The sequence below is a fragment of the Streptomyces sp. H27-H5 genome (genome assembly GCF_026627505.1).
Classification (GTDB): Bacteria; Actinomycetota; Actinomycetes; order Streptomycetales; family Streptomycetaceae; genus Streptomyces.
Map to the genome: position 1 here is coordinate 21,088 of NZ_JAPNLK010000013.1, position 25,089 is coordinate 46,176.

Annotated in this window: 24 protein-coding genes; 1 reads left to right on the top strand and 23 read right to left on the bottom strand. The window is 70.9% G+C overall.

All coding sequences use genetic code 11. The features are described from left to right. Positions 1-51 precede the first annotated feature (51 nt). From OTB19_RS08525 to pyrR, 9 genes are all read right to left on the bottom strand, one after another. Complete coding sequence (locus OTB19_RS08525; protein WP_053676615.1) at positions 52-375, bottom strand: integration host factor; 324 nt, start codon at positions 373-375, stop codon at positions 52-54. A gap of 371 nt (positions 376-746) precedes the next feature. After that, positions 747-1,592, bottom strand: coding sequence for an orotidine-5'-phosphate decarboxylase (pyrF, locus tag OTB19_RS08530; RefSeq protein WP_267797436.1), 846 nt, complete (start codon positions 1,590-1,592; stop codon positions 747-749). Next, positions 1,589-2,698: a quinone-dependent dihydroorotate dehydrogenase gene (locus OTB19_RS08535; RefSeq protein ID WP_267797437.1), complete on the bottom strand. Its 1,110-nt coding sequence runs from the start codon at positions 2,696-2,698 to the stop codon at positions 1,589-1,591. The genes pyrF and OTB19_RS08535 overlap by 4 nt, the downstream gene beginning before the upstream one ends. Positions 2,699-2,776: 78 nt before the next feature. Beyond that, positions 2,777-6,085, bottom strand: coding sequence for a carbamoyl-phosphate synthase large subunit (gene carB / locus OTB19_RS08540; RefSeq protein WP_267797438.1), 3,309 nt, complete (start codon positions 6,083-6,085; stop codon positions 2,777-2,779). Beyond that, on the bottom strand, positions 6,078-7,241 hold the full coding sequence (carA, locus tag OTB19_RS08545; protein WP_267797439.1) for a glutamine-hydrolyzing carbamoyl-phosphate synthase small subunit: 1,164 nt from the start codon (positions 7,239-7,241) through the stop codon (positions 6,078-6,080). The genes carB and carA overlap by 8 nt, the downstream gene beginning before the upstream one ends. After that, positions 7,238-7,819: a hypothetical protein gene (locus tag OTB19_RS08550; RefSeq protein WP_267797440.1), complete on the bottom strand. Its 582-nt coding sequence runs from the start codon at positions 7,817-7,819 to the stop codon at positions 7,238-7,240. The genes carA and OTB19_RS08550 overlap by 4 nt, the downstream gene beginning before the upstream one ends. Continuing rightward, positions 7,816-9,102: a dihydroorotase gene (locus tag OTB19_RS08555; RefSeq protein ID WP_267797441.1), complete on the bottom strand. Its 1,287-nt coding sequence runs from the start codon at positions 9,100-9,102 to the stop codon at positions 7,816-7,818. The genes OTB19_RS08550 and OTB19_RS08555 overlap by 4 nt, the downstream gene beginning before the upstream one ends. Further along, entirely contained in the window at positions 9,102-10,091 is a 990-nt protein-coding gene (locus tag OTB19_RS08560; protein WP_267797442.1) for an aspartate carbamoyltransferase catalytic subunit, read from the bottom strand. The genes OTB19_RS08555 and OTB19_RS08560 overlap by 1 nt, the downstream gene beginning before the upstream one ends. Before the next feature lie 103 nt (positions 10,092-10,194). Further along, on the bottom strand, positions 10,195-10,791 hold the full coding sequence (gene pyrR / locus OTB19_RS08565) for a bifunctional pyr operon transcriptional regulator/uracil phosphoribosyltransferase PyrR (RefSeq protein WP_267797443.1): 597 nt from the start codon (positions 10,789-10,791) through the stop codon (positions 10,195-10,197). Positions 10,792-11,040: 249 nt separating this feature from the next. Between pyrR and bldD the strand changes: the two genes are divergently transcribed. Next, a complete protein-coding gene (gene bldD, locus OTB19_RS08570; protein ID WP_007263032.1) occupies positions 11,041-11,541 on the top strand; it encodes a transcriptional regulator BldD in 501 nt (166 codons plus the stop codon). A 177-nt stretch (positions 11,542-11,718) separates the two neighbouring features. Here bldD and nusB read toward each other — a convergent pair whose 3' ends face one another. The 14 genes from nusB to OTB19_RS08640 all read right to left on the bottom strand — a co-directional run bounded on the left by nusB (position 11,719) and on the right by OTB19_RS08640 (position 25,077). Continuing rightward, entirely contained in the window at positions 11,719-12,153 is a 435-nt protein-coding gene (gene nusB / locus OTB19_RS08575; RefSeq protein WP_053676624.1) for a transcription antitermination factor NusB, read from the bottom strand. Between the two features lie 2 nt (positions 12,154-12,155). After that, positions 12,156-12,722, bottom strand: a complete 567-nt coding sequence (gene efp / locus OTB19_RS08580) for an elongation factor P (RefSeq protein ID WP_267797444.1) — start codon at positions 12,720-12,722, stop codon at positions 12,156-12,158. Positions 12,723-12,781: 59 nt separating this feature from the next. Continuing rightward, positions 12,782-13,888 carry an aminopeptidase P family protein gene (locus OTB19_RS08585; RefSeq protein WP_267797445.1) on the bottom strand — a complete coding sequence of 369 codons (1,107 nt, stop codon included), beginning with the start codon at positions 13,886-13,888 and terminating at the stop codon, positions 12,782-12,784. A gap of 70 nt (positions 13,889-13,958) precedes the next feature. Beyond that, the gene (locus tag OTB19_RS08590) at positions 13,959-14,708 is read right to left on the bottom strand and encodes an AAA family ATPase (RefSeq protein ID WP_267797446.1); all 750 of its coding nucleotides are present in this window, start codon (positions 14,706-14,708) and stop codon (positions 13,959-13,961) included. An 80-nt stretch (positions 14,709-14,788) separates the two neighbouring features. Further along, on the bottom strand, positions 14,789-15,229 hold the full coding sequence (aroQ, locus tag OTB19_RS08595; RefSeq protein WP_267797447.1) for a type II 3-dehydroquinate dehydratase: 441 nt from the start codon (positions 15,227-15,229) through the stop codon (positions 14,789-14,791). Then, positions 15,226-16,317 (bottom strand): 3-dehydroquinate synthase, encoded by a 1,092-nt coding sequence (gene aroB / locus OTB19_RS08600; RefSeq protein WP_267797448.1) that lies wholly within the window; start codon positions 16,315-16,317, stop codon positions 15,226-15,228. Before aroB ends, aroQ begins: the two co-directional genes overlap by 4 nt. Continuing rightward, the gene (locus OTB19_RS08605) at positions 16,314-16,832 is read right to left on the bottom strand and encodes a shikimate kinase (RefSeq protein WP_267797449.1); all 519 of its coding nucleotides are present in this window, start codon (positions 16,830-16,832) and stop codon (positions 16,314-16,316) included. Before OTB19_RS08605 ends, aroB begins: the two co-directional genes overlap by 4 nt. After that, positions 16,829-18,013 carry a chorismate synthase gene (aroC, locus tag OTB19_RS08610; protein WP_267797450.1) on the bottom strand — a complete coding sequence of 395 codons (1,185 nt, stop codon included), beginning with the start codon at positions 18,011-18,013 and terminating at the stop codon, positions 16,829-16,831. The genes OTB19_RS08605 and aroC overlap by 4 nt, the downstream gene beginning before the upstream one ends. 166 nt (positions 18,014-18,179) lie before the next feature. Further along, the gene (locus OTB19_RS08615; protein ID WP_267797451.1) at positions 18,180-19,013 is read right to left on the bottom strand and encodes a shikimate dehydrogenase; all 834 of its coding nucleotides are present in this window, start codon (positions 19,011-19,013) and stop codon (positions 18,180-18,182) included. A gap of 160 nt (positions 19,014-19,173) precedes the next feature. Next, positions 19,174-20,982 (bottom strand): endolytic transglycosylase MltG, encoded by a 1,809-nt coding sequence (gene mltG, locus OTB19_RS08620; protein WP_267797452.1) that lies wholly within the window; start codon positions 20,980-20,982, stop codon positions 19,174-19,176. A gap of 126 nt (positions 20,983-21,108) precedes the next feature. Beyond that, positions 21,109-21,579, bottom strand: coding sequence for a Holliday junction resolvase RuvX (gene ruvX, locus OTB19_RS08625; RefSeq protein WP_267797453.1), 471 nt, complete (start codon positions 21,577-21,579; stop codon positions 21,109-21,111). Further along, entirely contained in the window at positions 21,576-24,263 is a 2,688-nt protein-coding gene (gene alaS / locus OTB19_RS08630) for an alanine--tRNA ligase (RefSeq protein ID WP_267797454.1), read from the bottom strand. The genes ruvX and alaS overlap by 4 nt, the downstream gene beginning before the upstream one ends. Then, entirely contained in the window at positions 24,263-24,616 is a 354-nt protein-coding gene (locus OTB19_RS08635; RefSeq protein ID WP_267797455.1) for a DUF6167 family protein, read from the bottom strand. Before OTB19_RS08635 ends, alaS begins: the two co-directional genes overlap by 1 nt. 8 nt (positions 24,617-24,624) lie before the next feature. Next, positions 24,625-25,077 carry a DUF948 domain-containing protein gene (locus OTB19_RS08640; RefSeq protein ID WP_267797456.1) on the bottom strand — a complete coding sequence of 151 codons (453 nt, stop codon included), beginning with the start codon at positions 25,075-25,077 and terminating at the stop codon, positions 24,625-24,627. Positions 25,078-25,089 lie beyond the last annotated feature (12 nt).

Here is a 25,089-nt window from a genome sequence, read left to right on the forward strand (position 1 = left end):
TCCAGGTTCTCGGGACTGCCTGAGAACGCCGGGAGAACTTCGTGCGAAGCCTCAGGCGGGCTTGCCGCCGAACTCACGCTCCAGAGAGGCGATCTGGTTGGAGCCGAGACCTCGAACACGTCGAGACTCGGAGATGCCGAGGCGCTCCATGATCTGCTTGGCGCGGACCTTGCCCACGCCGGGGAGGGACTCCAGAAGAGCGGAGACCTTCATCTTGCCGATGACGTCGTTCTCCTGGCCCAGCTTGATGACGTCATGGAGGGAGGCGCCGGAATGCTTGAGTCGATTCTTCACCTCGGCCCGCTCCCGGCGAGCCGCGGCGGCCTTTTCGAGCGCTGCTGCGCGCTGTTCAGGGGTAAGGGGCGGAAGAGCCACGCCTACGTCACCTCGGATGTCGAACTGTCGGATACGGACCGGCGGGATGCCGGAAGGCATCACACCAGGCGAGCCCCCGAACAGCGGTGGTGCTCGATCGCTGCTCGTTCACTCTGGTCGGAGACTAGCGGCCACGGCCGCTCCCGTCAGCGAGAACGGACGAAAAGTCCTGGTCAGCCTTGACTGAACCGTACATCACGGACAAACTACCTCGGTTTTGTCCGGTGAAGGACGTTCGAATTTCGTCAAGCAGTGCGACGTGTCCGGTCCGGGACTCCCCGAACGGCCCCGTTCCGCACCCCGAGGCCGCCCCGCGGACGGGGCCGACGTGATCCGCGTCACGTCGGCCCCGTCCGGCGCCCCGTCGGGGCTCAGGCCGAGGCCACCGCGGTGCGGACCTCGTCCGCGAACCGGGCCGCCGACGCGCGCAGCGCGGCGGCGTCGGGACCGTGCTTCAGCACGCCGCGGGACACGTTCGGCACGACGTTGCGCACGGCCGCCCCGAACACGCCCGGGAGGTCGGCCGCGGTCGCGCCCTGCGCGCCGATGCCCGGGGCCAGCAGCGGCCCGTTGATGTCCAGGTCGAAGGAGGACAGGTCCCCCAGGGTGGCGCCCACCACCGCACCGAAGGAGCCCATGGGGGTGGCGCCCGCGTTCTCGGCCGCCAGGTGTCCCAGCATGGTCGCGCCGATCGTGCGGCCGTCCTCGCGCACGGCGCGCTGGACCTCCGCGCCCTCCGGGTTCGAGGTCAGGGCCAGCACGAACAGGCCGGAGCCCGACGCGCGCGCCAGTTCCACCGCCGGGGCCAGCGAGCCGTAGCCCAGGTACGGGGAGACCGTCAGCGCGTCGGAGAACAGCGGCGAGGACGGCGACAGGAAGGTCTCCGCGTACGCGGCCATCGTCGAGCCGATGTCCCCGCGCTTGGCGTCCATGACGACCAGCGTGCCCGCCGCCCGGGCGTCCGCGACGGTCCGCTCCAGCACGGCGATGCCCCGCGACCCGAACCGCTCGAAGAAGGCGGCCTGCGGCTTGAAGACCGCGACCTCCCGCGCCAGCGCCTCGACGACCGTGCGGGAGAACTTCTCCAGCCCCGCGATGTCGTCGTCCAGGCCCCAGGAGGCCAGCAGGGCGGCGTGCGGGTCGATGCCGACGCACAGCGGGCCCCGGGAGTCCATCGCCGCACGCAGGCGGGCGCCGAAGGGGGTCACAGAGGTCACAGCGAGGCCTTCCGGGTCTCGGCGCCCACCGCGTCGGCGAGCGAGTCGTACGGGCTGTCCGCGAGGCGGGCGGCCAGGCCGCGGTGAATGGCGCGGGCGTAGAGCGGACCCTCGTAGACGAAGGCGCTGTAACCCTGGATCAGCGTCGCGCCGGCCAGGATCCGCTGCCAGGCGTCCTCGGCGTTCTCGATGCCGCCGACGCCCACGAGCACCAGACGGTCGCCCACGCGGGCGTACAGCCGCCTGAGGACCTCCAGGGAGCGTTCCTTGACGGGCGCGCCGGACAGGCCGCCGGTCTCCTTCACCAGGGCGGGGGCGGACTTCAGGCCCAGGCCCTCGCGCGCGATGGTCGTGTTGGTGGCGATGATGCCGTCGAGGCCGAGTTCCAGGGCCAGGTCGGCGACCGCGTCCACGTCCTCGTCGGCGAGGTCGGGGGCGATCTTGACCAGCAGCGGGACCCGGCGGTCGGTGACCACCCGGTCCGCGGCCTCGCGCACGGCCGTCAGCAGCGGGCGCAGGGACTCGGTGGCCTGGAGGTTGCGCAGGCCCGGGGTGTTCGGGGAGGAGACGTTGACGACGAGGTAGTCGGCGTGGCGGGCGAGCCGCTCGGTGGAGGCGACGTAGTCCGCCGCGGCCTCCGCCTCCGGGACGACCTTCGTCTTGCCGATGTTCACGCCGACCACGGTCTTGAAGACGGGGTTGCGGGCGGCCAGTCGGGCGGCGACGGCCTCCGAGCCCTCGTTGTTGAAGCCCATGCGGTTGATCAGGGCGCGGTCCGGGACGAGCCGGAAGAGCCTCTTCCTGGGGTTGCCGGGCTGGGCCTGCGCGGTGACCGTGCCGATCTCGACGTGGTCGAAGCCGAGCATCGCCATGCCGTCGATGGCGACCGCGTTCTTGTCGAAGCCCGCCGCGAGACCGAAGGGGCCGTGCATGCGCAGGCCCAGGGCCTCGGTGCGCAGCTCCTTGTGGCGGGGCGCCAGCCAGCCGGCGACGAAGGTCCGCAGCACCGGGGTGCGGGCCGCGAGGCGGATCCAGCGGAAGGCCAGGTAGTGCGCCTGCTCCGGGTCCATGCGCTTGAAGACGAGGTTGAAGAACAGTTTGTACATCGTCCGAAATATCCCTTGTGCGCTCATGAAAGGGGGGACACCGGTCGCTGTGCCGGTGCCCCCCTTTCGTACGGGCTGCTAGTCGCGGGCCGCGATCAGGTGTTCCGCGTGCTCCTGGAGCGAGCGCACGCCGACGTCGCCGCGGTTGAGCGCGTCGATGCCCTGGACGGCGGCGGCGAGCGCCTGGACCGTGGTCAGGCACGGGACGCCGCGCGCCACGGCCGCCGTACGAATCTCGTAGCCGTCGAGGCGGCCACCCGTGCCGTACGGGGTGTTGACGATCAGGTCGACCTGGCCGTCGTGGATGAGCTGGACGACGGTCTTCTCCCCGTCGGGGCCCTCGCCCTCGCTGAGCTTGCGCACGATGGTGGCGTTGATGCCGTTGCGGCGCAGCACCTCCGCCGTGCCCGAGGTCGCCATCAGCTCGAAGCCGTGGGCGACGAGCTCGCGCGCCGGGAAGATCATCGAACGCTTGTCGCGGTTGGCGACGGAGATGAAGGCGCGGCCCTTGGTGGGCAGCGGGCCGTAGGCGCCGGCCTGCGACTTGGCGTAGGCCGTGCCGAAGACGGAGTCGATGCCCATGACCTCGCCGGTGGAGCGCATCTCCGGGCCGAGGACCGTGTCGACGCCGCGGCCCTGGATGTCGCGGAAGCGCGACCACGGCATCACGGCCTCCTTGACGGAGATCGGCGCGTCGAGCGGCAGGGTGCCGCCGTCCCCGGTCTTGGGCAGCATGCCCTCCTCGCGCAGCTCGGCGATGGTGGTGCCGAGCGAGATGCGGGCGGCGGCCTTGGCCAGCGGGACCGCGATCGCCTTCGAGGTGAAGGGCACGGTCCGGGACGCGCGCGGGTTGGCCTCCAGGACGTAGAGGATGTCACCCGCCATCGCGAACTGGATGTTGATCAGGCCGCGGACGCCGACGCCCTTGGCGATGGCCTCCGTGGAGGTGCGCAGGCGCTTGATGTCGTGCCCGCCGAGGGTGATCGGGGGCAGGGCGCAGGCCGAGTCGCCGGAGTGGATGCCGGCTTCCTCGATGTGCTCCATGACGCCGCCGAGGTAGAGCTCGTGGCCGTCGTAGAGCGCGTCGACGTCGATCTCGATCGCGTCGTCGAGGAAGCGGTCGACCAGCACGGGGCGGGTCGGGGAGATCTCGGTGGACTCCGCGATGTACGACTCCAGGCGGGTCTCGTCGTAGACGATCTCCATGCCGCGGCCGCCGAGCACGTAGGACGGGCGGACCAGGACCGGGTAGCCGATCTCGTCGGCGATCGCCTTGGCACCCGCGAAGGTGGTGGCGGTGCCGTGCTTGGGGGCGGGCAGCCCGGCCTCCGCGAGGACCTGGCCGAAGGCGCCGCGGTCCTCGGCGGCGTGGATGGCCTCCGGCGGGGTGCCGACGACCGGGACGCCGTTGTCCTTGAGTGCCTGGGCGAGACCGAGGGGGGTCTGGCCGCCGAGCTGGACGACGACGCCGGCGATGGGGCCGGCGAGGGACTCGGCGTGGACGATCTCCAGCACGTCTTCCAGCGTCAGCGGCTCGAAGTACAGGCGGTCGGAGGTGTCGTAGTCCGTCGAGACGGTCTCGGGGTTGCAGTTGACCATCACGGTCTCGTAGCCGGCGTCGCTGAGCGCGAAGGAGGCGTGGACGCAGGAGTAGTCGAACTCGATGCCCTGGCCGATGCGGTTCGGGCCGGAGCCCAGGATGATCACCGCGGGCTTGGTGCGGGTCGCGACCTCGGACTCCTCGTCGTACGAGGAGTAGAAGTACGGGGTCTTGGCCGCGAACTCGGCGGCGCAGGTGTCGACCGTCTTGTAGACCGGGCGGACACCGAGGGCGTGCCGGACCTCGCGGACGACGTCCTCGCGCAGGCCGCGGATCTCGGCGATCTGGTGGTCGGAGAAGCCGTGCCGCTTGGCTTCGGCGAGCAGCTCGGGCCGGAGCTTGTCGGCGGCCGCCAGGTCGTCGGCGATCTCCTTGATCAGGAACAGCTGGTCGACGAACCAGGGGTCGATCTTCGTGGACTCGAAGACCTCCTCCTGGGTGGCGCCGGCGCGGATCGCCTGCATGACGGTGTTGATGCGGCCGTCGGTCGGGCGGACCGCGGTGGCCAGCAGTTCTTCCTTGTCGCCGACCGGGCCGACGAAGGTGAACTGCGAGCCCTTCTTCTCCAGGGAGCGCAGGGCCTTCTGGAGGGCCTCGGTGAAGTTGCGGCCGATGGCCATGGCCTCGCCCACCGACTTCATGGTGGTGGTGAGGGTGGCGTCGGCGAGCGGGAACTTCTCGAAGGCGAAGCGCGGAGCCTTGACGACGACGTAGTCGAGGGACGGCTCGAAGGAGGCCGGGGTCTTCTCGGTGATGTCGTTGGGGACCTCGTCGAGCGTGTACCCGATGGCCAGCTTGGCGGCGATCTTCGCGATCGGGAAGCCGGTGGCCTTCGAGGCGAGCGCCGAGGAGCGCGAGACGCGCGGGTTCATCTCGATGACGATGACGCGGCCGTCGACCGGGTCGATCGCGAACTGGATGTTGCAGCCGCCGGTGTCGACGCCGACCTCGCGGATGATCGCGATGCCGACGTCGCGCAGCCGCTGGTACTCGCGGTCGGTCAGCGTCATGGCCGGGGCGACGGTGATCGAGTCACCGGTGTGGACGCCCATCGGGTCGAAGTTCTCGATGGAGCAGACGACGACCACGTTGTCCTTGGTGTCGCGCATCAGCTCCAGCTCGTACTCCTTCCAGCCGAGGATGGACTCCTCCAGGAGCACCTCGGTGGTCGGGGAGAGCGTCAGGCCCTGGCCGGCGATGCGGCGCAGCTCCTCCTCGTCGTGGGCGAAGCCGGAGCCGGCGCCGCCCATGGTGAAGGAGGGGCGCACGACGACGGGGTAGCCGCCGAGGGTCTCGACGCCCTGGATGACGTCGTCCATCGAGTGGCAGATGACCGAACGGGCGGACTCGCCGTAACCGATCTTGGCCTTGACGGCCTCGACGACGCCCTTGAAGAGCTCGCGGTCCTCGCCCTTGTTGATCGCCTCGACGTTGGCGCCGATGAGCTCGACGCCGTACTTCTCCAGCACACCCTGCTCGTGCATGGAGATCGCGGTGTTGAGCGCGGTCTGGCCGCCGAGGGTCGGGAGCAGCGCGTCGGGGCGCTCCTTCGCGATGATCTTCTCGACGAACTCGGGGGTGATCGGCTCGACGTACGTGGCGTCGGCGATCTCCGGGTCGGTCATGATCGTCGCCGGATTGGAGTTCACCAGGATGACCCGCAGGCCCTCGGCCTTGAGGATGCGGCAGGCCTGGGTGCCGGAGTAGTCGAATTCGGCGGCCTGGCCGATGACGATCGGGCCGGAGCCGATGACCAGGACGGACTGGATATCGGTGCGCTTAGGCACGCTCGGCCTCCATCTGGGCGGTTTCCATCAAAGACGTGAAGCGGTCGAAGAGGTACGCGGCGTCGTGCGGGCCCGCGGCCGCCTCGGGGTGGTACTGGACGGAGAAGGCCGGCTGGTCGAGCAGCTGGAGGCCTTCGACGACCTGGTCGTTCAGGCAGACGTGGGAGACCTCGGCGCGGCCGTAGGGGGTCTGGGAGACCTTGTCGAGGGGCGCGTCCACGGCGAAGCCGTGGTTGTGCGCGGTGATCTCGACCTTGCCGGTGCTGCGGTCCTGGACCGGCTGGTTGATGCCGCGGTGGCCGTACTTCAGCTTGTAGGTGCCGAAGCCGAGCGCGCGGCCCAGGATCTGGTTGCCGAAGCAGATGCCGAAGAGCGGGGTCTTGCGCTCCAGCACGGCCTGCATGACGGCGACGGGGCCGTCGGCGGTGGCCGGGTCGCCCGGGCCGTTGGAGAAGAACACGCCGTCCGGGGAGACCGCGTAGACGTCCTCGACGGTGGCGGTGGCGGGCAGCACGTGGACCTCGATGCCGCGCTCGGCCATCCGGTGCGGGGTCATGCCCTTGATGCCGAGGTCCACGGCGGCGACGGTGAACTTCTTCTCGCCGATCGCGGGGACGACGTACGCCTCCTTGGTGGCGACCTCGGCGGAGAGGTTCGCGCCCTTCATCTGCGGGGCGGCCTGCACCTTGGCCAGCAGCGCCTCGTCGCGGACGCCCTCCCAGGCCTCGCCGGAGAAGATGCCGACGCGCATGGCGCCGCGCTCGCGCAGGTGGCGGGTCAGGGCACGGGTGTCGATGCCGGAGATCCCGACGACGCCCTGCTTGACCAGCTCCTCGTCCAGCGAGCGCCGCGAGCGCCAGTTGGAGGGGACGCGGGCGGGGTCGCGCACGACGTAGCCGGCGACCCAGATGCGGGAGGACTCGGGGTCCTCGTCGTTCACGCCGGTGTTGCCCACGTGCGGGGCGGTCATCACGACGACCTGTCGGTGGTACGACGGGTCGGTGAGGGTCTCCTGGTAGCCGGTCATGCCGGTGGAGAACACGGCCTCGCCGAAGGTCTCCCCCACAGCGCCGTAGGCGCGGCCGCGGAAGATCCGACCGTCCTCCAGGACGAGTACGGCGGGAGCTTTGGCTGCTCCCCTGGTGGAGGTCGTCATCGTTCGGCGCCTTCCGTCGTGATGGATGAGTTCATGTGGTTGATCGCTTCGACCCAGGCGGCGTGTTCGGCCGCGCGGTCGGAGCGGAATCCGGAGTCGATCAGCTTGTCGCCATGCGCCCATGTGACGACGAGCAGACCGCCCTCGGTGAGTACCTTGCCCGCGATTCCCTTGTCGAGGCGGGCGCCGCGCAGCCGCGCGGCCGGTACGAAGAAGTCGGTGGCACCCGGTCGGACCACGTCGAGGCCCGCGTCGGTGAGCGTGAGCTCCACCCGGCTGCGGACACCCAGACCGTGGGCGACGATCCGGTCGAGCCACTGCCCGGCGGTGGTCGACCCGTGGTACCGGCCGGTCAGTGCCAGCCGGTGCTCGGGGAGACCGCTCGGGGCGGCGGGGAGTTCCGGCAGATCGCTCTGCAGGGCGCCGCGCCATTTCCAGCCCTGCCGCATCAGCCAGTACACGAACGCGATGAAGACGAGCAGACCGACGACCCACGCGATGCGCGCGCCCCAGTCCGTCACCTCCGCCGACTGTCGTTCGGCGGCCTCGGCGGCCAGTTGGATTACTGCAGGTGTCACGCCAGCGTCCCGTCCACGACCGTTGCCCGGCCCCGCAGGAATGTGTGAGTGACGCGCCCCGGCAGCTCGCGGCCCTCGTAGGGCGTGTTGCGGCTGCGGGAGGCGAAGTGTGCGGGGTCCACGACACCACGGTACGAGGTATCGACCAAGGTCAGGTTCGCGGGTTCACCTGCCGAGACGGGCCGGCCGTGGTTTTCCAGGCCTCCGATGCGCGCCGGGGCGAAGGACATCCTCTGGGCGACGCCCGCCCAGTCGAGGAGTCCGGTCTCCACCATCGTCTGCTGGACGACGGAGAGCGCGGTCTCCAGGCCCACCATGCCCATGGCGGCGGCGGCCCACTCGCAGTCCTTGTCCTCGTGCGGGTGCGGGGCGTGGTCGGTGGCGACGATGTCGATCGTGCCGTCGGCGAGCGCCTCGCGCAGGGCCAGCACGTCGCGCTCGGTGCGCAGCGGCGGGTTGACCTTGTAGACCGCGTTGTACGAGCGGACGAGGTCGTCGGTGAGGAGCAGGTGGTGCGGGGTGACCTCGGCGGTGACGTCGATGCCGCGGGACTTGGCCCAGCGGACGATCTCGACGGAGCCAGCGGTGGAGAGGTGGCAGATGTGCACGCGGGAGCCGACGTGCTCGGCGAGGAGGACGTCGCGGGCGATGATCGACTCCTCGGCGACCGCGGGCCAGCCGCCGAGGCCCAGCTCGGCGGAGACGACGCCCTCGTTCATCTGGGCGCCCTCGGTCAGGCGGGGCTCCTGGGCGTGCTGGGCGACGACGCCGCCGAAGGCCTTCACGTACTCCAGGGCGCGGCGCATGATCACGGCGTCGTCCACGCACTTGCCGTCGTCGGAGAAGACGGTGACGCGGGCGGCGGAGTCGTGCATCGCGCCGAGCTCGGCGAGCTGCTTGCCCTCCAGGCCGACCGTGACGGCGCCGATGGGCTGCACGTCGCAGTAGCCGGACTCCTTGCCGAGCCGCCAGACCTGCTCGACGACGCCGGCGGTGTCGGCGACCGGGAAGGTGTTCGCCATGGCGAAGACGGCGGTGTAGCCGCCGCTCGCGGCGGCGCGGGTGCCGGTCAGGACCGTCTCGGAGTCCTCGCGGCCGGGCTCGCGCAGGTGGGTGTGCAGGTCGACGAGGCCGGGGAGGAGGACCTGCCCCTCGGCCTCGATGACGGTCGCACCCTCGGCGGACAGCCCGGTGCCGACCTCGGCGATGGTCTCGCCGTCGATCAGGACGTCCTGCGCCTCGCCACCGAGTACCTTCGCGCCACGGATCAGGATCTTGCTCATTACTTGCTCTCCTCGGTACGGGCGGCGGCGGGGGTGGTGACGGCGGGCTCGGAACCACCGAGCAGCAGGTACAGGACGGCCATCCGGGTGGACACGCCGTTGGCGACCTGCTCGACGGCCGTGCACCGGTCGGAGTCGGCGACCTCGGCGGTGATCTCCATGCCGCGGTTCATCGGGCCGGGGTGCATCACGATGGCGTGCTCGGGCATCTTGGCCATGCGGTCGCCGTTGAGCCCGTACCGGCGGGAGTACTCGCGCTCGGTCGGGAAGAAGGCGGCGTTCATGCGTTCGCGCTGCACACGCAGCATCATGACCGCGTCGGACTTAGGCAGCACCTCGTCGAGGCTGTACGAGACCTCGCAGGGCCAGCTCTCGACGCCGATCGGGACGAGGGTGGGCGGGGCCACCACGGTGACCTCGGCGCCCAGCGTGTGGAGCAGCTGGACGTTGGAGCGGGCCACGCGGCTGTGCAGCACGTCGCCGACGATGGTGATCCGGCGGCCGTTCAGGTCCTTGCCGAGCCCGGCGTCGCGGCCGACCAGTCGGCGGCGCATGGTGAAGGCGTCCAGCAGGGCCTGGGTGGGGTGCTCGTGGGTGCCGTCGCCGGCGTTGACCACGGCGGAGTCGATCCAGCCGGAGGTCGCCAGCCGGTAGGGGGCGCCGGAGGCGTGGTGGCGGATGACGACCGCGTCCGCGCCCATGGCCTCCAGGGTCAGGGCGGTGTCCTTCAGGGATTCGCCCTTGGAAACCGAGGACCCCTTGGCGGAGAAGTTGATGACGTCGGCGGACAGTCGCTTGGCGGCCGCCTCGAACGAGATCCGGGTGCGCGTCGAGTCCTCGAAGAAGAGGTTGACGACGGTCAGGCCGCGCAGGGTGGGCAGCTTCTTGATCGGCCGGTCCGCGACACGGGCCATCTCCTCGGCGGTGTCGAGGATCAGGACGGCGTCGTCGCGCGTGAGATCGGCGGCCGAGATGAGGTGGCGCTTCATCCGGGTGCTCCGTAGGTCAGGAGGGCAGACAGGTGGACTGGCTGACGTGCGGGCAGGGCGCACCGCGGCACGGACCCCGTGGAGGGTCCCGCGCCGGTGGGGGCTACTGCTGCCCGGCTGCCGGGGCGGTCCGCTGGCCGAGCAGCACGGCGTCACGGCCGTCCTCCTCCTGGAGCTGGACCTTGACGGTCTCCCGCAGCGACGTGGGGAGGTTCTTGCCGACGTAGTCGGCGCGGATCGGCAGTTCGCGGTGGCCCCGGTCGACGAGGACGGCGAGCTGCACGGCGCGCGGACGGCCGATGGCGCCGAGCGCGTCGAGGGCGGCGCGGATGGTGCGGCCGGAGAAGAGCACGTCGTCGACGAGGACCACGAGGCGGCCGTCGATGTCGTCGCCGGGGATCTCGGTGCGGCCGATGGCCCGGGCGGGCTTCAGGCGCAGGTCGTCCCGGTACATGGTGATGTCGAGGGAGCCGACCGGAATCCTGGTGCCGGTGATCTCTTCGAGCTTGGCGGCCAGCCGGCGGGCGAGGTACACACCGCGGGTGGGGATGCCGAGGAGCACCACGTCGTCGGCGCCCTTGGCGCGTTCGACGATCTCGTGGGCGATACGGGTCAGGACCCGAGCGATGTCTTGCGCGTCCAGTACGGGGCGCATGTCATCGGGGCTGTGCCGGGTGTCCGGGCTGTGCTGAGTGTCCATGAAAAGGACCTCCTTCTCCGCCTCACGGGACGGACCTTAAAGGACGTCTGATCTACGTGTTCCACGGTACCAGGGGGATTCCGCGCGCCTCGCACCGGGCCCGTCCGGGGGCCCTCCCGAGGGGGCGACGAAGACCATTCGGCTTGACGCATCCAAGTAACGCTGCGTAACCTCACAGTGAGTTACCAGCCGCGCGGCGGAGCCGCACGTTGTCCATGTCGTCACAGCGTCACAGCGTCCGGGAGCGTTATGTCCAGCGAATACGCCAAACAGCTCGGGGCCAAGCTCCGTGCCATCCGCACCCAGCAGGGCCTTTCCCTCCACGGTGTCGAGGAGAAGTCCCAGGGCCGATGGAAGGCCGTGGTGGTCGGTTCCTACGAGCGCGGGGACCGCGCCGTGACCGTCCAGCGCCTTGCCGAGCTGGCGGACTTCTACGGGGTGCCGGTGCAGGAGCTGCTGCCGGGCACGACTCCCGGCGGGGCCGCCGAGCCGCCGCCGAAGCTCCGTCTGGACCTGGAGCGCCTCGCGGGCGTGCCCGCCGAGAAGGCCGGTCCGCTGCAGCGCTACGCGGCGACGATCCAGAGCCAGCGCGGGGACTACAACGGCAAGGTGCTGTCGATCCGCCAGGACGACCTGCGCACCCTCGCCGTCATCTACGACCAGTCCCCCTCGGTCCTGACCGAACAGCTGATCAGCTGGGGCGTGCTGGACGCGGACGCGCGTCGCGCGGTGGCCCACGAGGACATCTAGTCCCGGGCCCTGTCCCAGCAGAAACGTACCGGCGGCTGCCGGGATCCCACGGGGGTCCCGGCGGCCGCCGTTTCCGTGTGTCCCGCCCCTCCCCCGGCTCCGGGATTCGACGAGGACAGACGGAAGGGCCCGCAGCGCGTGCGCTGCGGGCCCTTCCGTGTGTGCGTGGCCTGTGCGTCAGCTCTCGCTGCGGCGCAGGTTCGGCTTCAGGTCCTTGAACCGGCTCAGGAGTCCGTTCACGAACGAGGGCGACTCGTCCGTCGAGAACTCCTTGGCCAGCTGGACCGCTTCGTCGATCGCCACGGCGTCCGGGGTGTCGTCCACCCAGATCAGCTCGTAGGCGCCGAGCCGCACGATGTTCCGGTCCGCGACCGGCATGCGGTCGAGGTCCCAGTCCACGGCGTAGGTGGCGATCAGATCGTCGATGCGGTCCACCTTGTCGGCGTAACCCTCGACAAGATCCATCGTGTAGGCGTTGACCGGCGACTGGCGGTCGTCCGACCGCGCGTGGCGGATCCAGTCCGCGAGGACCTCGCGCACGGGCACGCCGCGCTGGTCGGCCTCGAAGAGGATCTGGAAAGCGCGCTTTCGCGCGTTGCTCCGGGCAGCCACGGTTAGCTGTTCACCCGGCCGAGGTAGTCGCTCGTGCGGGTGTCGACCTTGATCTTCTCACCGGTGCTGACGAAGAGCGGGACCTGGATCTCGTGACCGGTCTCCAGCGTCGCCGGCTTGGTGCCACCGGTGGAGCGGTCGCCCTGGACGCCCGGGTCGGTGTGCTGGATGACCAGCTCGACGGCGGCCGGGAGCTCGACGTAGAGCACCTCGCCCTCGTGGCGGGCCACGGAGGCGGTGAAGCCCTCGATCAGGAAGTTGGCGGCGTCGCCGACGACCTTGCGGTCGACCATCAGCTGGTCGTAGGTCTCCATGTCCATGAAGACGAAGTACTCGCCGTCCATGTACGAGAACTGCATGTCGCGGCGGTCGATGGTGGCCGTCTCGACCTTGGTGCCGGCGTTGAACGTCTTGTCGACGACCTTGCCGGACATCACGCTCTTCAGCTTGGTGCGCACGAAGGCCGGGCCCTTGCCGGGCTTGACGTGCTGGAACTCGACGACGGACCAGAGCTGGCCCCCGTCGAGCTTCAGCACCATGCCGTTCTTGAGGTCGTTCGTGGAAGCCACGGTTGCGGAATCTCCTGCACTGGAAGACCGCGGAGGCGCGCACCGTCCGGTTGGGCGGACTACAGCGCGAGCAGCTCCTTGGTCGTAATGGTGAGTAGCTCTGGACCGCCGTCCGCCTCGGGGCGTACGACGAGCGTGTCATCGATCCGGACACCTCCCCGGCCCGGGAGGTGAACCCCCGGTTCGACGGTGACCGGCACGCAAGCGTCCAGTTTACCCATTGCCGTAGGTGCAAGCTGCGGGTCCTCGTCGATTTCGAGACCGACGCCGTGTCCGGTGGACGCCTCGAGGGCCTCACCGTGGCCGGCCGAGCCCAGTACGGAGCGCGCCGCGCGGTCGACGTCCCGGTAGGCGGCGCCCGGCAGGAGCGCCTCCCGGCCGGCCCGCTGGGCCGCGAAGACCAGGTCGTAGAGCTCGATCTGCCAGTCGGCCGGGGTGGTGCCGATGACGAACGTGCGGCCGATCTCGCAGCGGTATCCGCGGTAGTTGGCGCCCAGGCAGACGGAGAGGAAGTCGCCCTCCTCCACCCGGCGGTCCGACGGCCGGTGCCGGGAACGGCCGGAGTGCGGACCGGTGCCGACCGAGGTGGGGAAGGCGGGCCCGTCGGCTCCGTGGTCCACCAGGCGCCGTTCCAGCTCCAGGGCGAGGTGGCGTTCGGTCCGTCCGACCAGGATGGACTCCAGCAGTTCGCCGAGCGCCTGGTCGGCGATCTCGGCGGCGATCCGCAGACAGGCGATCTCCTCCTCGTCCTTGACGAGGCGCTGCTGTTCCACGGACGTCCCCAGGTCCGCGAGGCGCAGTCCGGGCGCGACCGAGCGCAGGGCCCGGTGACGGCCGACGGTGAGGTGGTGCTCCTCGACGGCGAGCGAGTCGGCCCGCGCGGACGCGGCCATGTCGGCGGCGGCCACGGCGGGGTCCCCGCCGGGGGCGGAGAGCACGTTCAGCCGGAGTTGGTCGTCCAGGCGGCCCTCGTCGGCCTCCCCGGTGGGCGAGGTGCCGCAGAACAGCACGTCCTCGACGGATCCGACCAGGAGGACGGCGCCGCGCGGGGACGCCCCGGCGAGGTAGCGGACATTGGCCGGACGCGTGATCAACGCGGCGGCGTTGCCCGCGGCGGCACAGCGGTCGCGAAGCCGGCCCCTGCGGGCCGCGTAGGCGTCTGACATGTCTTCGAGCCTACGAGCGCCCCGCCCATCCGGCCCGGCGAGCGGGTCCGTACGGGCCCGCGGCCCCGGTTCAGGCCTGCGGGGCCCCGATGACGCGGGCCAGGGTCTCGTCGAGCGCGCGGGCGGTGCCCTCGACGTCCAGGTGCGAGTTGTCGATGATCGACAGCCCGGACCCGTACCAGCCCGCCATCCGCCCGTGGATGCGGGCGACTTCCTCGTCGGAGAGCCGCCGGTTGCCGGAGCGGGCCGCGTTGCGCTCCAGGACGATCTCCAGTCCGGGCAGCAGGACGATGGGCAGCAGGGCCGGGCCGACGTGCCGTTTCCAACCGCCCAGGCCGACCACGGGCCGGTCCGGGAAGACGGCGTCGTCGAGGATGCAGGAGATGCCGTTCGCCAGGTAGTTGCGCGCGGCGAAACCGCAGGTGCGGCGGGCGAGGCGGTACTGGGCCTCGGAGTGCTCGTTCCAGCCCGCCTGCGGGTCGGCGAAGCCCGAGCAGACCCATTCGCGGACGTCGTCCAGGCTGATGTGCGCGGTGGGCACGGGCCGGGTGGCCGCCCAGTGGCGGGCGACGGTGGTCTTCCCCGCGCCCGCCGGGCCGATCAGCAGGACGGCGAGGGTGGCGCCGCCGGTGCCGGGGGCCACGGCCGGCGGCAGCGGGATGTGGCCCGTCGTCTCCGGGACCGCCTGCTGGGGCGGGACCGGCGGGGGCGGCGGTACGGAACCCGACCAGCCCTGCCCGGGGGGTATGGGCGGCTGCGAGGGCGTCGCCGGGTGTTGTCCCGACCCGCCCCAGGCGCCGCCTTCCACTCCTTGCTGCATCCGCTGCCACTCCGTCTCGTTCCGGCGACTGATGCGAGAACGTTATATGACCCCGGAGCGCCGGCGTCGCACCCCTGCCGTCAGGCGGTCACTTCGTCCGCCAGCGCGCGCAACGCCAGGCGGTAAGAACCGATGCCGAATCCCGCCACGGTGCCGGTCGCCACCGCGGCGATCACCGAGGTGTGCCGGAACTCCTCGCGGGCGTACGGGTTCGAGATGTGCACCTCGATCAGCGGCGCGGTCCGCTGCGCCGCCGCGTCCCGCATGGCGTACGAGTAGTGCGTGAAGGCGCCCGGGTTGATGACGACGGGGATCCCGCCGTCCGCCGCCTCGTGCAGCCAGCGCACCAGCTCGCCCTCGTCGTTGGTCTCGCGGACCTCGACGTCGAAGCCGAGTTCCGCGCCGACCGCGCGGCAGCTCTCGACGAGCCCGGTGTAGGAGGTGGCCCCGTACACGTCGGGCTCGCGCGACCCGAGCCGGCCCAGGTTCGGGCCGTTCAGGACGAACACCCGCCGGCTCACGCCCCGACCTCGCCGTACGCCGCGAACAGCACGGCGGGGTCCGGCCCTTCCAGGACGGTCGGCTTGGCCAGCCCGTCGAGGACGATGAAGCGCAGCAGGTCGCCGCGGGACTTCTTGTCGACCTTCATGGTCTCCAGCAGCTTGGGCCACTGGTCGCCGCGGTAGGTCAGCGGCAGGCCGACGGAGGCGAGGACCGCCTTGTGCCGGTCGGCCGTCGCGTCGTCCAGCCGGCCCGCGAGCCGGCCGAGTTCGGCGGCGAAGACCATGCCGACGGACACGGCCGCGCCGTGGCGCCACTTGTAGCGCTCGTTCTTCTCGATGGCGTGCGCGAGGGTGTGGCCGTAGTTGAGGATCTCCCGCAGCCCGGCCTCCTTGAGGTCGCTGGAGACCACGTCCGCCTTGACCTGGATCGAGCGCGTGATCAGCTCGGCGGTGTGCGGGCCGGCGGGCGTGCGGGCCGCCTGCGGGTCCGCCTCGATCAGGTCGAGGATCACCGGGTCGGAGATGAAACCGGCCTTGATGATCTCGGCGAGACCGCTGACGTAGTCGTTGACCGGCAGCGAGTCCAGCGCCGCGAGGTCGCAGAGCACGCCGGCGGGCGGGTGGAAGGCGCCGACGAGGTTCTTGCCCTCGGCGGTGTTGATGCCGGTCTTGCCGCCGACGGCCGCGTCCACCATGGCGAGCACGGTGGTGGGTACGGCGATCCAGCGCACGCCGCGCAGCCAGGAGGCGGCGACGAAGCCCGCGAGGTCGGTGGTGGCTCCGCCGCCCACGCCGACGATCACGTCGGTCCGGGTGAAGCCGGACTGCCCGAGGGCCTTCCAGCAGTACGCCGCGACCTCGATCGTCTTGGCCTCCTCGGCGTTCGGCACCTGGATGGCGACCGCCTCGTAGCCCTGCGCGGCCAGGTCGTCCCGCAGCGCCTCACCGGTCGAGGCGAGCGCCTCGGGGTGGATCACCGCGACCCGCTTGGCCTTCGTGCCGATCAGGGAGCCGAGCTCGCCGAGCAGCTGCCGGCCGACCAGCACGTCGTACGCGTCGTGTCCGGCGCTCGCGCCGACCTGGATACGCGTCACCTGGTCTGTCATACGTCCTTCAACTCCAGAGCGTCGAGGACCGCCTGCGCGACCTCTTCGGGGGTGCGGTCGTCGGTGGCCACGACGACGCGCGCGACTTCGGTGTACAGGGGGCGCCTGGCCTCCATCAACTCGCGCCACTGGCGGCGCGGGTTGACGGCGAGCAGCGGGCGCGCGGCGCCCAGGCCGACGCGCCGGACCGCCTCCTCGACGTCCATCGACAGGTAGGCGACGGGCAGGCCGGCCAGCAGCCCGCGGGTGCCCTCGTCCAGGACGGCTCCGCCGCCCAGGGAGAGGACCCCGGTGTGCTCGGCGACGGCGGCCGCGACGGCCTGCCGTTCCAGCCCGCGGAAGTACGGCTCGCCCTCGTCGACGAAGAGGTCGGAGATCTCCCGGCCGGTGGCCGCGACGATGTCGGCATCGGTGTCCCGGTAGGGGACGCCGAGGCGTGCGGCGAGGAGTTCCCCCACCGTGGACTTGCCGGACCCCATGGGTCCGACGAGGACGACCAGTGGTCCGGCGGTCACCGGATCTGCAGGTTGTCGAGGTACGAGCGGACGTTGCGGCGGGTCTCGGGGACCGAGTCGCCGCCGAACTTCTCGACGACGGCGTCGGCCAGCACGAGTGCGACCATCGCCTCGGCGACGATGCCGGCGGCCGGGACGGCACACACGTCGGAGCGCTGGTGGTGGGCCACCGTCGCCTCCCCGGTGGCCACGTCCACGGTGGCGAGCGCGCGCGGCACGGTCGCGATGGGCTTCATCGCGGCCCGTACGCGCAGCAGCTCACCGGTGGTCAGGCCGCCCTCGGTGCCGCCGGAACGGCCCGAGGTGCGGCGCAGGCCCTCGTCGGTGGACACGATCTCGTCGTGCGCCTGGGAGCCGGGCACGCGGGCCAGCTCGAAGCCGTCGCCGACCTCGACGCCCTTGATGGCCTGGATGCCCATGAGCGCGGCCGCGAGGCGGGCGTCGAGGCGGCGGTCCCAGTGGACGTGCGAGCCGAGGCCGACGGGCACCCCGTACGCGAGGACCTCGACGACGCCGCCGAGGGTGTCGCCGTCCTTGTGGGCCTGGTCGATCTCGGCGACCATCGCCTTCGACGCGTCGGCGTCGAGGCAGCGCACCGGGTCGGCGTCGAGCTTGTCGACGTCGGCGGGGGTCGGGTAGACGCCGTACGGGGCCTTGGCCGCCGCCAGTTCCACCACGTGCGAGACGATCTCGATGCCCGCGACCTCCTTGATGAAGGAGCGGGCGATGGCGCCGAGTGCCACGCGGGCGGCCGTCTCACGGGCGCTGGCGCGCTCCAGGATCGGGCGGGCCTCGGAGAACCCGTACTTCTGCATGCCCGCCAGGTCGGCGTGGCCGGGGCGCGGGCGGGTGAGCGGCGCGTTGCGGCCGGTCTCCTTGAGCAGCGAGGGGTCGACGGGGTCGGCCGACATGACCGTCTCCCACTTGGGCCACTCGGTGTTGCCGATCATGACGGCGACCGGGGAACCCTGGGACAGTCCGTGGCGGACGCCGCCGAGGAAGGTGATCTCGTCCTGCTCGAACTTCATCCGGGCACCGCGGCCATAGCCGAGCCGGCGCCGGGCCAGGTGGTCGGCCACCAGCTCGGTGGTGACCGGGACGCCGGCGGGGAGGCCCTCCAGCGTCGCCACCAGGGCCGGTCCGTGCGACTCTCCAGCGGTCAGCCAACGCAACCTGCTCAACGATGCTCCTCATGCTCGCGCCTGGCACAGCGACGGCGCGATCGGGTGCGCGGCCCGGACCCGCCTCACCCGATCCTCCCATGTCCGCGGGGGTATCCCGGTGCCAGGTCCAGGTATCGGACGGGGGATCCGTCAGGTCCCCGCCCTTCGAGGGGGTGTCACGCCCTCACGGGCGGTCCCGGAGCGCCTCTTCGCCCGCCGCGCGCATGGCCGCCAACGGTCCGGGGGCGCGGCCGGTCATCTGCTCGACCTGGAGGACGGCCTGGTGGACCAGGAGGTCCAGCCCGCCGAGGAGCGTGCCTCCGCGCTCCGTCCAGGCCGCCGCGAGCGCGGTGGGCCACGGGTCGTACAGGACGTCGAACAGGGTCCCCGCGCCGGCGGGCACCTCCCGGGCCAGTGCGTCGGTCGCGCCCGCCGGGGTGGTGGCGATCACCAGGGGTGCGCCGAGCGCCTCGGCCGCCCGCGACCAGTCGGCCGTGCGGACGTCGACGCCGAGCCGTTCGCCCCACTGCCGCATCTCGTCGGCGCGCTCGCGCGAGCGCACGTACGCGGTGACCTCGCCGGTGCAGACGCGGGAGAGCGCCGCGAGCGCCGAGGAGGCGGTGGCCCCGGCGCCGAGGACGGCGGCGGCGGGCACCTTCTCGACGCCGCGTTCGTGCAGTGCGGCGACGATGCCGGGGATGTCGGTGTTGTCGCCGAGGCGCCGGCCGTCCGGGGTGAGGACGACCGTGTTGACGGCCTCCACCGACGCGGCGGTGTCGCTGATCCCGTCGAGCAGCGGAATGATCGCCCGCTTCAGCGGCATGGTGAGGGACAGCCCGGCCCACTCGGGGCCGAGGTCGGCGACGAAGCCCGCGAGCGTGGCCTCGTCGATCTCGAAGCGGTCGTACGTCCAGTCGAGGAGACCCAGTTCCCGGTACGCGGTGCGGTGCAGGACCGGGGAGAGGGAGTGCTCGATCGGCGACCCCAGTACCGCGGCCCGCCGTACGGTCGGCTGCATGTCCCTCGCCCCTCACCAGTTCCCGTCCGCGCGCGCGGGCGACCGGGCCGGTGCCCGGGCGCGAGAGACAGTACAGCAGCCGGTGCGGCGACGAGGACACCCGGTCCCCGTCGTCCGCGGACGACGGGGACCGGGTGCGAAGGCGTCCCGAACGGTCGGACTACTGGCCCGACTTCTTGCGCTCCCTCTCGTACTCCTCGACGTTGACGTTGTGCTCGTCGTTGGTGACGGCGAACAGCGTCTTGTTCTCGTTGACGGACACGAAGTAGTACCAGGGGCCCGGTTCCGGGTTCGTCGCCGCCTTGAGCGCGTCGGCGCCCGGGTTGCTGATGGGACCCGCGGGCAGACCCACGATCTTGTACGTGTTGTAGGGGTCGGCGATCTGGCGCAGTTCCTTGACCGAACCGACGTCGAGGGTGCTCTGGCCCTTGATGTAGTTGATCGTGGAGTCGAAGTCGAGCAGGCCGTTGGTCTCCGTGTTGCCCGGCTTGAGGCGGTTGTAGACCACGCGCGAGATCTTGTCGAAGTCGTGCTGGTACTTGCCCTCGGCCTGGACGAGGCTCGCGACGGTGACGAGTTCGAGGGGGTTCTTCAGGCCCATCTTCGTGGCCTGGCCCTTGACGTCGGCGTTCGCGTACTCCTGGCTCGCCTTGGCGACCATCTGCTTGAGCAGGGCCTCCGGCTTCATGTCCTTGCCCAGGTCGTAGCGGGCCGGGTAGAGGAAGCCTTCCAGCGGGTCCTTGATGTCCTTGTTGGAGTTGGCCCAGTCCGGGAGGCCGAGGTTCTTGGACTCCTTGGTCGCGACGTCCTTCGTGGTGCCGGGCTTGAGGGAGAGCTTCTTGTCGATCAGGGTGTAGATCTCGAAGTTGCGCTTGCCCTCGGGGATCGTGAGCACGTTCAGGGCCGAGGGGTCGAGCATGATCTCGACCGCGGACCTGGCGGACATCTCCTTCTTGAGGGAGTAGACGCCCGGTTGGATGGACTTGCCCTTGGGGTTGGCCTCGGCGGCGGCCGCGAAGGCCTCCGCGCTGGCCACGACGCCCGCCTTCTTGAGGAGCTGACCCATGAGCATCAGGCCGGCGTTCTTGGGGATCTCCACGTCGACGGTCTCGTCGGTGCCCGTGCCGGCGAAGTCCGCGGCCGAGCTGAACTTGCCCTTGAGGTAGGTGTAGCCGTAGTAGCCGCCTCCGCCGACGACGCCCACGATCACGAGGGCGGCGATCAGGCACGCGGCGCCGCTGCGCTTCGTCGTGTCCTTCGAACGGCCGGACCTGCGCCCGCCGCCCGACCCGTCGGGGTCGCCGCCGCCGGCGAGGGATTCGTTCTCCTCCTCGCGCTCCTCCGTCAGGAGGTCGCCGTCCTGTTCCCGAGCCCCGGGCTCGGGGTCCAGGTGGCGCAGGCCCGGGGGCCGCGGCGGCGGGTAGGCGTCGGGGGTGCTGTACAGGTCGGGGGCCTCACCGGGGTAGGCGCCCGCGTTCTGCTGGGTGTACGGGTCCACGCCCGCGAACGGGTCGACCGGCGCGGGCCCGGTGACGTACTGGCCCTGGCCGGTGTCCCAGACCTGGTCGCCGTACTGCTGTTGAGGCTGCTGGGGCTGCTGGGGCTGCTGTTGTTGAGGGTGCTGCTGCCCGCCCTGCTGCCGGGGGGCGGGCTGCTGCTGGGGGTAGCCCTGCTGCGGGTACTGCTGCTGGTTCGGGTACTGCTGCGGGTCCTGGTACTGCGGGTCCGGGTACTGCGCCTGGGGGTACTGCTGCTGCGCGTACTGCTGCTGGTACTGCGGATCCACGTACGAGGGCCCGCCGGTCTGGGGGTCCGGATGCTGCGGCTGCTGCTGGTACTGCTCCTGAGCGCCGGTGTCGTAAGGCGTCTGACCCTGTTGGACCGGATGTCCGGTCCACCCCTGGTCCCCGTACAGGGGGTCCTCGGGGTGCCACGGTTCGGGGGTGCGGCCCCGGCCATACTCAGTCATCGATCCCCTAGAGCCGCGAGACGGAGGCAGCGGCTTCGTTGCCGCGGCACCCGGTTCCGCCTCTGAAGTGGTGGGCGACGGCTGTTCGAATGCCGCCACATCGCGCGGAACGTTACCGTATCGCGATCAGACAACCACTTCGACGCACTCACCGGGCGGATTACCCGATACCCGTTCGGTCTCAAGAGCGGTCTGGAGGATCACGACGGCGGCCGCCTGGTCGATGACCGAGCGTCCCTTCTTCGCGTTCTTCCCGGAGGCCCGCAGCCCCTGGGCGGCGGTGACCGTGGTCATCCGTTCGTCCACGAGCCGTACCGTCACCGGCTTGATGCCCTTGGCCAGCTCGTTCGCGAAGGCGCGCACCTTGACCGCGGCCGGCCCCTCCCGCCCGCTGAGCGAGCGGGGAAGGCCGACCACGACTTCGAGGGGCTCGTACTCCGCGACGAGCTGCCGCAGCCGCCGGTGGGCGAAGGGAATGTCCCGTCCCGGGACGGTTTCCACCGGTGTGGCCAGCACCCCGTCGGGGTCGCACGAGGCGACCCCGATCCGGGCGTCACCGACATCGATGGCCAACCGGCGGCCGCTGCGCAGTGTCATCGGGCGGTCTCGCCCACGAGCCGCTCGACGGCCGCGACGGCGTCGCCGATGGCGGCCGGGTTCTGGCCGCCGCCCTGGGCGACGTCGGGCTTGCCGCCGCCGCCACCACCGAGGGTCTTGGCGGCGGTGCGCACCAGGTCACCGGCCTTGAGGCCGCGCTCGCGGGCCGCCTCGTTGGTGGCGATGACCGTCAGCGGGCGGTCGTTGGCCACGGTGAACAGGGCCACGACGGCCGGGCGGTCGCCCTGCCCCGGCGCCTGGGCGAGCCGGCCGCGCACGTCGAGGACGAGCTTGCGCAGGTCGTCGGCGCCGGTGCCGTCCGGCACCTGGCCGGTGACGAGCGCGACGCCCCGTACGTCCTGGGCGCCGGCGGCGAGACCGGCGGCGGCCTGGAGAACCTTCTCCGCGCGGAACTTCTCGATCTCCTTCTCGGCGTCCTTCAGCTTGCCGAGCATGGAGGCGATCTTCTCCGGCAGCTCCTCCGGACGGCCCTTGACCAGCTCCTGGAGCTGGGCGACGACCGTGTGCTCCTTGGCGAGGAAGTTGTACGCGTCCACGCCCACCAGGGCCTCGACGCGGCGCACGCCGGAGCCGATGGAGGACTCGCCGAGCAGCTTCACCAGACCCAGCTGGGCGGTGTTGCCGACGTGCGTGCCGCCGCACAGTTCCTTGGAGAAGTCGCCGATGGTCACGACGCGCACCCGCTCGCCGTACTTCTCGCCGAACTCGGCGATGGCGCCCTGCTTCTTCGCCTCGTCGATGCTCATGATCTCGGCGGTGACGTCCAGCTCGCGCGAGAGCACGTCGTTGATCTTCTGCTCGACGTCGGTGAGGACCGTGCCGGGGACGGCGTTCGGGGAGCCGAAGTCGAAACGGAAGCGGCCGGGCGAGTTCTCGGAACCGGCCTGGGCGGCCGTCGGGCCGAGGGCGTCGCGCAGCGCCTGGTGCGTCAGGTGCGTGGCCGAGTGGGCGCGGGCGATGGCCCGGCGACGGTTGACGTCGATGGCGGCGTACGCCGAGGCGCCCACCGTCACCTCGCCGACCTGGACGGAACCCTTGTGCACGGAGACGCCCGGGACGGGCTGCTGCACGTCGCGCACGACGACGACGGCGCCGGAGTCGAGCCTGATCCGTCCCTGGTCGGCGAGCTGGCCGCCGCCCTCGGCGTAGAAGGGGGTGCGGTCGAGGACGATCTCGACCTCGTCGCCCTCGGAGGCGGCGGGCGCGGAGACGCCGTTGACCAGCAGGCCGACGATCGTGGATTCGCCCTGGTTGGTGGCGTAGCCGGTGAACTCGGTGGCTCCGGCGCCGTCGGCGATCTCCCGGTAGGCGGACATGTCCGCGTGGCCGGTCTTCTTGGCCTTGGCGTCGGCCTTGGCGCGGTCGCGCTGCTCCTGCATCAGGCGGCGGAAACCGGGCTCGTCCACGGAGAGGCCCTGTTCGGCGGCCATCTCCAGGGTGAGGTCGATCGGGAAGCCCCAGGTGTCGTGGAGCAGGAACGCCTTGTCGCCGGAGAGGACGGTGCCGCCGGTGGCCTTGGTCTCGCTCACGGCGGTGTCGAGGATGTTCGTGCCGCCCTTGACGGCCTTCAGGAAGGCGGCTTCCTCGGCGAGGGCGACGGTCTCGATGCGCTTGCGGTCGGTGACCAGCTCCGGGTACTGCTGCCCCATCGTGTCGATCACGACGTCCACGAGTTCCTGGACGACGGGACCGGTGGCGCCCATGAGGCGCATGTTGCGGATGGCGCGGCGCATGATGCGGCGCAGCACGTAGCCGCGGCCTTCGTTGCCGGGGGTCACGCCGTCACCGATGAGCATCACCGAGGTGCGGATGTGGTCGGCGACCACGCGCATCGAGACGTCGGTGCCGTGGGCGGCCCCGTACTGGACGCCGGTGAGCTCGGTGGCCTTGTCCATGACCACGCGCAGGGTGTCGGTCTCGTACATGTTCTGTACGCCCTGCAGGATCATGGCGAGACGTTCGAGGCCGAGACCGGTGTCGATGTTCTTCGACGGCAGGTCGCCCAGGATCGGGAAGTCTTCCTTCCCGTCGCCGGCGCCGCGCTCGAACTGCATGAAGACCAGGTTCCAGATCTCCACGTAGCGCTCGTCGTTGACGGCGGGGCCGCCCTCGACGCCGAACTCCGGGCCGCGGTCGTAGTTGATCTCCGAGCACGGGCCGCAGGGGCCGGGGACGCCCATGGACCAGAAGTTGTCCTTCTTGCCCAGGCGCTGGATGCGCTCGGCGGGGACGCCGACCACGTCGCGCCAGATCGTCTCGGCCTCGTCGTCGTCGAGGTAGACGGTGATCCAGAGCTTCTCGGGTTCGAGGCCGTAGCCGCCGTCCGCCACGGAGCTGGTGAGCAGCTCCCAGGCGTACTTGATGGCGCCTTCCTTGAAGTAGTCCCCGAAGGAGAAGTTGCCGCACATCTGGAAGAACGTGCCGTGGCGGGTGGTCTTGCCGACCTCTTCGATGTCCGGGGTACGGACGCACTTCTGCACGCTCGTGGCCCGCGGGGCCGGGGGCTTGGTCTCGCCGAGGAAGTACGGCTTGAACGGGACCATGCCCGCGTTGACCAGCAGCAGAGTCGGGTCGTCCGCGATGAGCGACGCCGAAGGGACAACGGTGTGACCGCGCTCCTCGAAGAAGCTCAGCCAGCGGCGGCGGATTTCAGCCGACTCCATCAGTGGTCCTCATTCCGGTTGTACCCGACCGCCGAGTGGTTCGTGCGGGGGGTGGTCTGGTCGTTCTCCAGGGCCCGCAGCCGTCGCGGCCCGGGGAGGGCGGTGACGTTGTCGGGCCGGTCGGGGTCCTGGTGGAGCCCCAGTGCATCGTTCAGCTCGTCTTCGCGCTGCGTCATTCCCGCCTTGACGTCGAGGGCGAAGTCCTTGAGGCGGTGACCCGCCTCCACCGCCTTGTCGGCGGCCTGCGCGGCGAGGCTCTCCGGTGTCAGCTTCTTCAGCTGTCGGTTGACCTTGGTGGTGGCCCACACGCCGGCGGCTGCGCCGGCGGTGAACCAGAAGGCTCGGCGGAACATCGGAGGTCTCAGCCCTTCTGCTTCCGGCGCCGGGGCGTCGGCACCGTACGGCCGACGATCACGGTACGTCGGGATGTCTTCTTCGGCGCGGCGTCCGTGTTCTTGCCCAGCGCCTTGCGGACCCCGTAGCCGAAGGCCGCGACCTTGACCAGGGGGCCGCCGAAGGTGGAGGCCACGGTCGAGGACAGCGCGGAGGCGTTGGAGGTGACTTCCTGGACGTCGCTCGCGATGGCGTCGACCCGGTCGAGCTGGGTGCGCGCGGAGCGGACGGTCGTGGAGGCGTCGGCCAACAGCGGGACCGCCTGTTCGGTCACGTCGGCCACCATCTTGGTGGTCGCCTTCAGGACCTGGGCCAGCCTCACCAACACCACGGCGAGGAAGGAGACCAGGATGGCCCAGAAGACGGCCACGAGGATCCCGGCCACCTCTCCACCGGACACGTCGCACCACTCTCTGCACATCGATCGCCACGT

Coding starts and splice junctions, on each gene's coding strand:
- carA (WP_267797439.1), bottom strand. CDS start 7,241: ATGACGACCTCCACCAGGGGAGCAGCCAAAGCTCCCGCCGTACTCGTC.
- OTB19_RS08555 (WP_267797441.1), bottom strand. CDS start 9,102: ATGAGCAAGATCCTGATCCGTGGCGCGAAGGTACTCGGTGGCGAGGCG.
- OTB19_RS08590 (WP_267797446.1), bottom strand. CDS start 14,708: ATGCAGCAAGGAGTGGAAGGCGGCGCCTGGGGCGGGTCGGGACAACAC.
- OTB19_RS08635 (WP_267797455.1), bottom strand. CDS start 24,616: ATGTTCCGCCGAGCCTTCTGGTTCACCGCCGGCGCAGCCGCCGGCGTG.
- alaS (WP_267797454.1), bottom strand. CDS start 24,263: ATGGAGTCGGCTGAAATCCGCCGCCGCTGGCTGAGCTTCTTCGAGGAG.
- OTB19_RS08615 (WP_267797451.1), bottom strand. CDS start 19,013: ATGCAGCCGACCGTACGGCGGGCCGCGGTACTGGGGTCGCCGATCGAG.
- OTB19_RS08535 (WP_267797437.1), bottom strand. CDS start 2,698: ATGTACAAACTGTTCTTCAACCTCGTCTTCAAGCGCATGGACCCGGAG.
- bldD (WP_007263032.1), top strand. CDS start 11,041: ATGTCCAGCGAATACGCCAAACAGCTCGGGGCCAAGCTCCGTGCCATC.
- ruvX (WP_267797453.1), bottom strand. CDS start 21,579: ATGACACTGCGCAGCGGCCGCCGGTTGGCCATCGATGTCGGTGACGCC.
- aroB (WP_267797448.1), bottom strand. CDS start 16,317: ATGACAGACCAGGTGACGCGTATCCAGGTCGGCGCGAGCGCCGGACAC.
- OTB19_RS08560 (WP_267797442.1), bottom strand. CDS start 10,091: ATGAAGCGCCACCTCATCTCGGCCGCCGATCTCACGCGCGACGACGCC.
- OTB19_RS08640 (WP_267797456.1), bottom strand. CDS start 25,077: ATGTGCAGAGAGTGGTGCGACGTGTCCGGTGGAGAGGTGGCCGGGATC.
- mltG (WP_267797452.1), bottom strand. CDS start 20,982: ATGACTGAGTATGGCCGGGGCCGCACCCCCGAACCGTGGCACCCCGAG.
- pyrR (WP_267797443.1), bottom strand. CDS start 10,791: ATGGACACTCAGCACAGCCCGGACACCCGGCACAGCCCCGATGACATG.
- OTB19_RS08585 (WP_267797445.1), bottom strand. CDS start 13,888: ATGTCAGACGCCTACGCGGCCCGCAGGGGCCGGCTTCGCGACCGCTGT.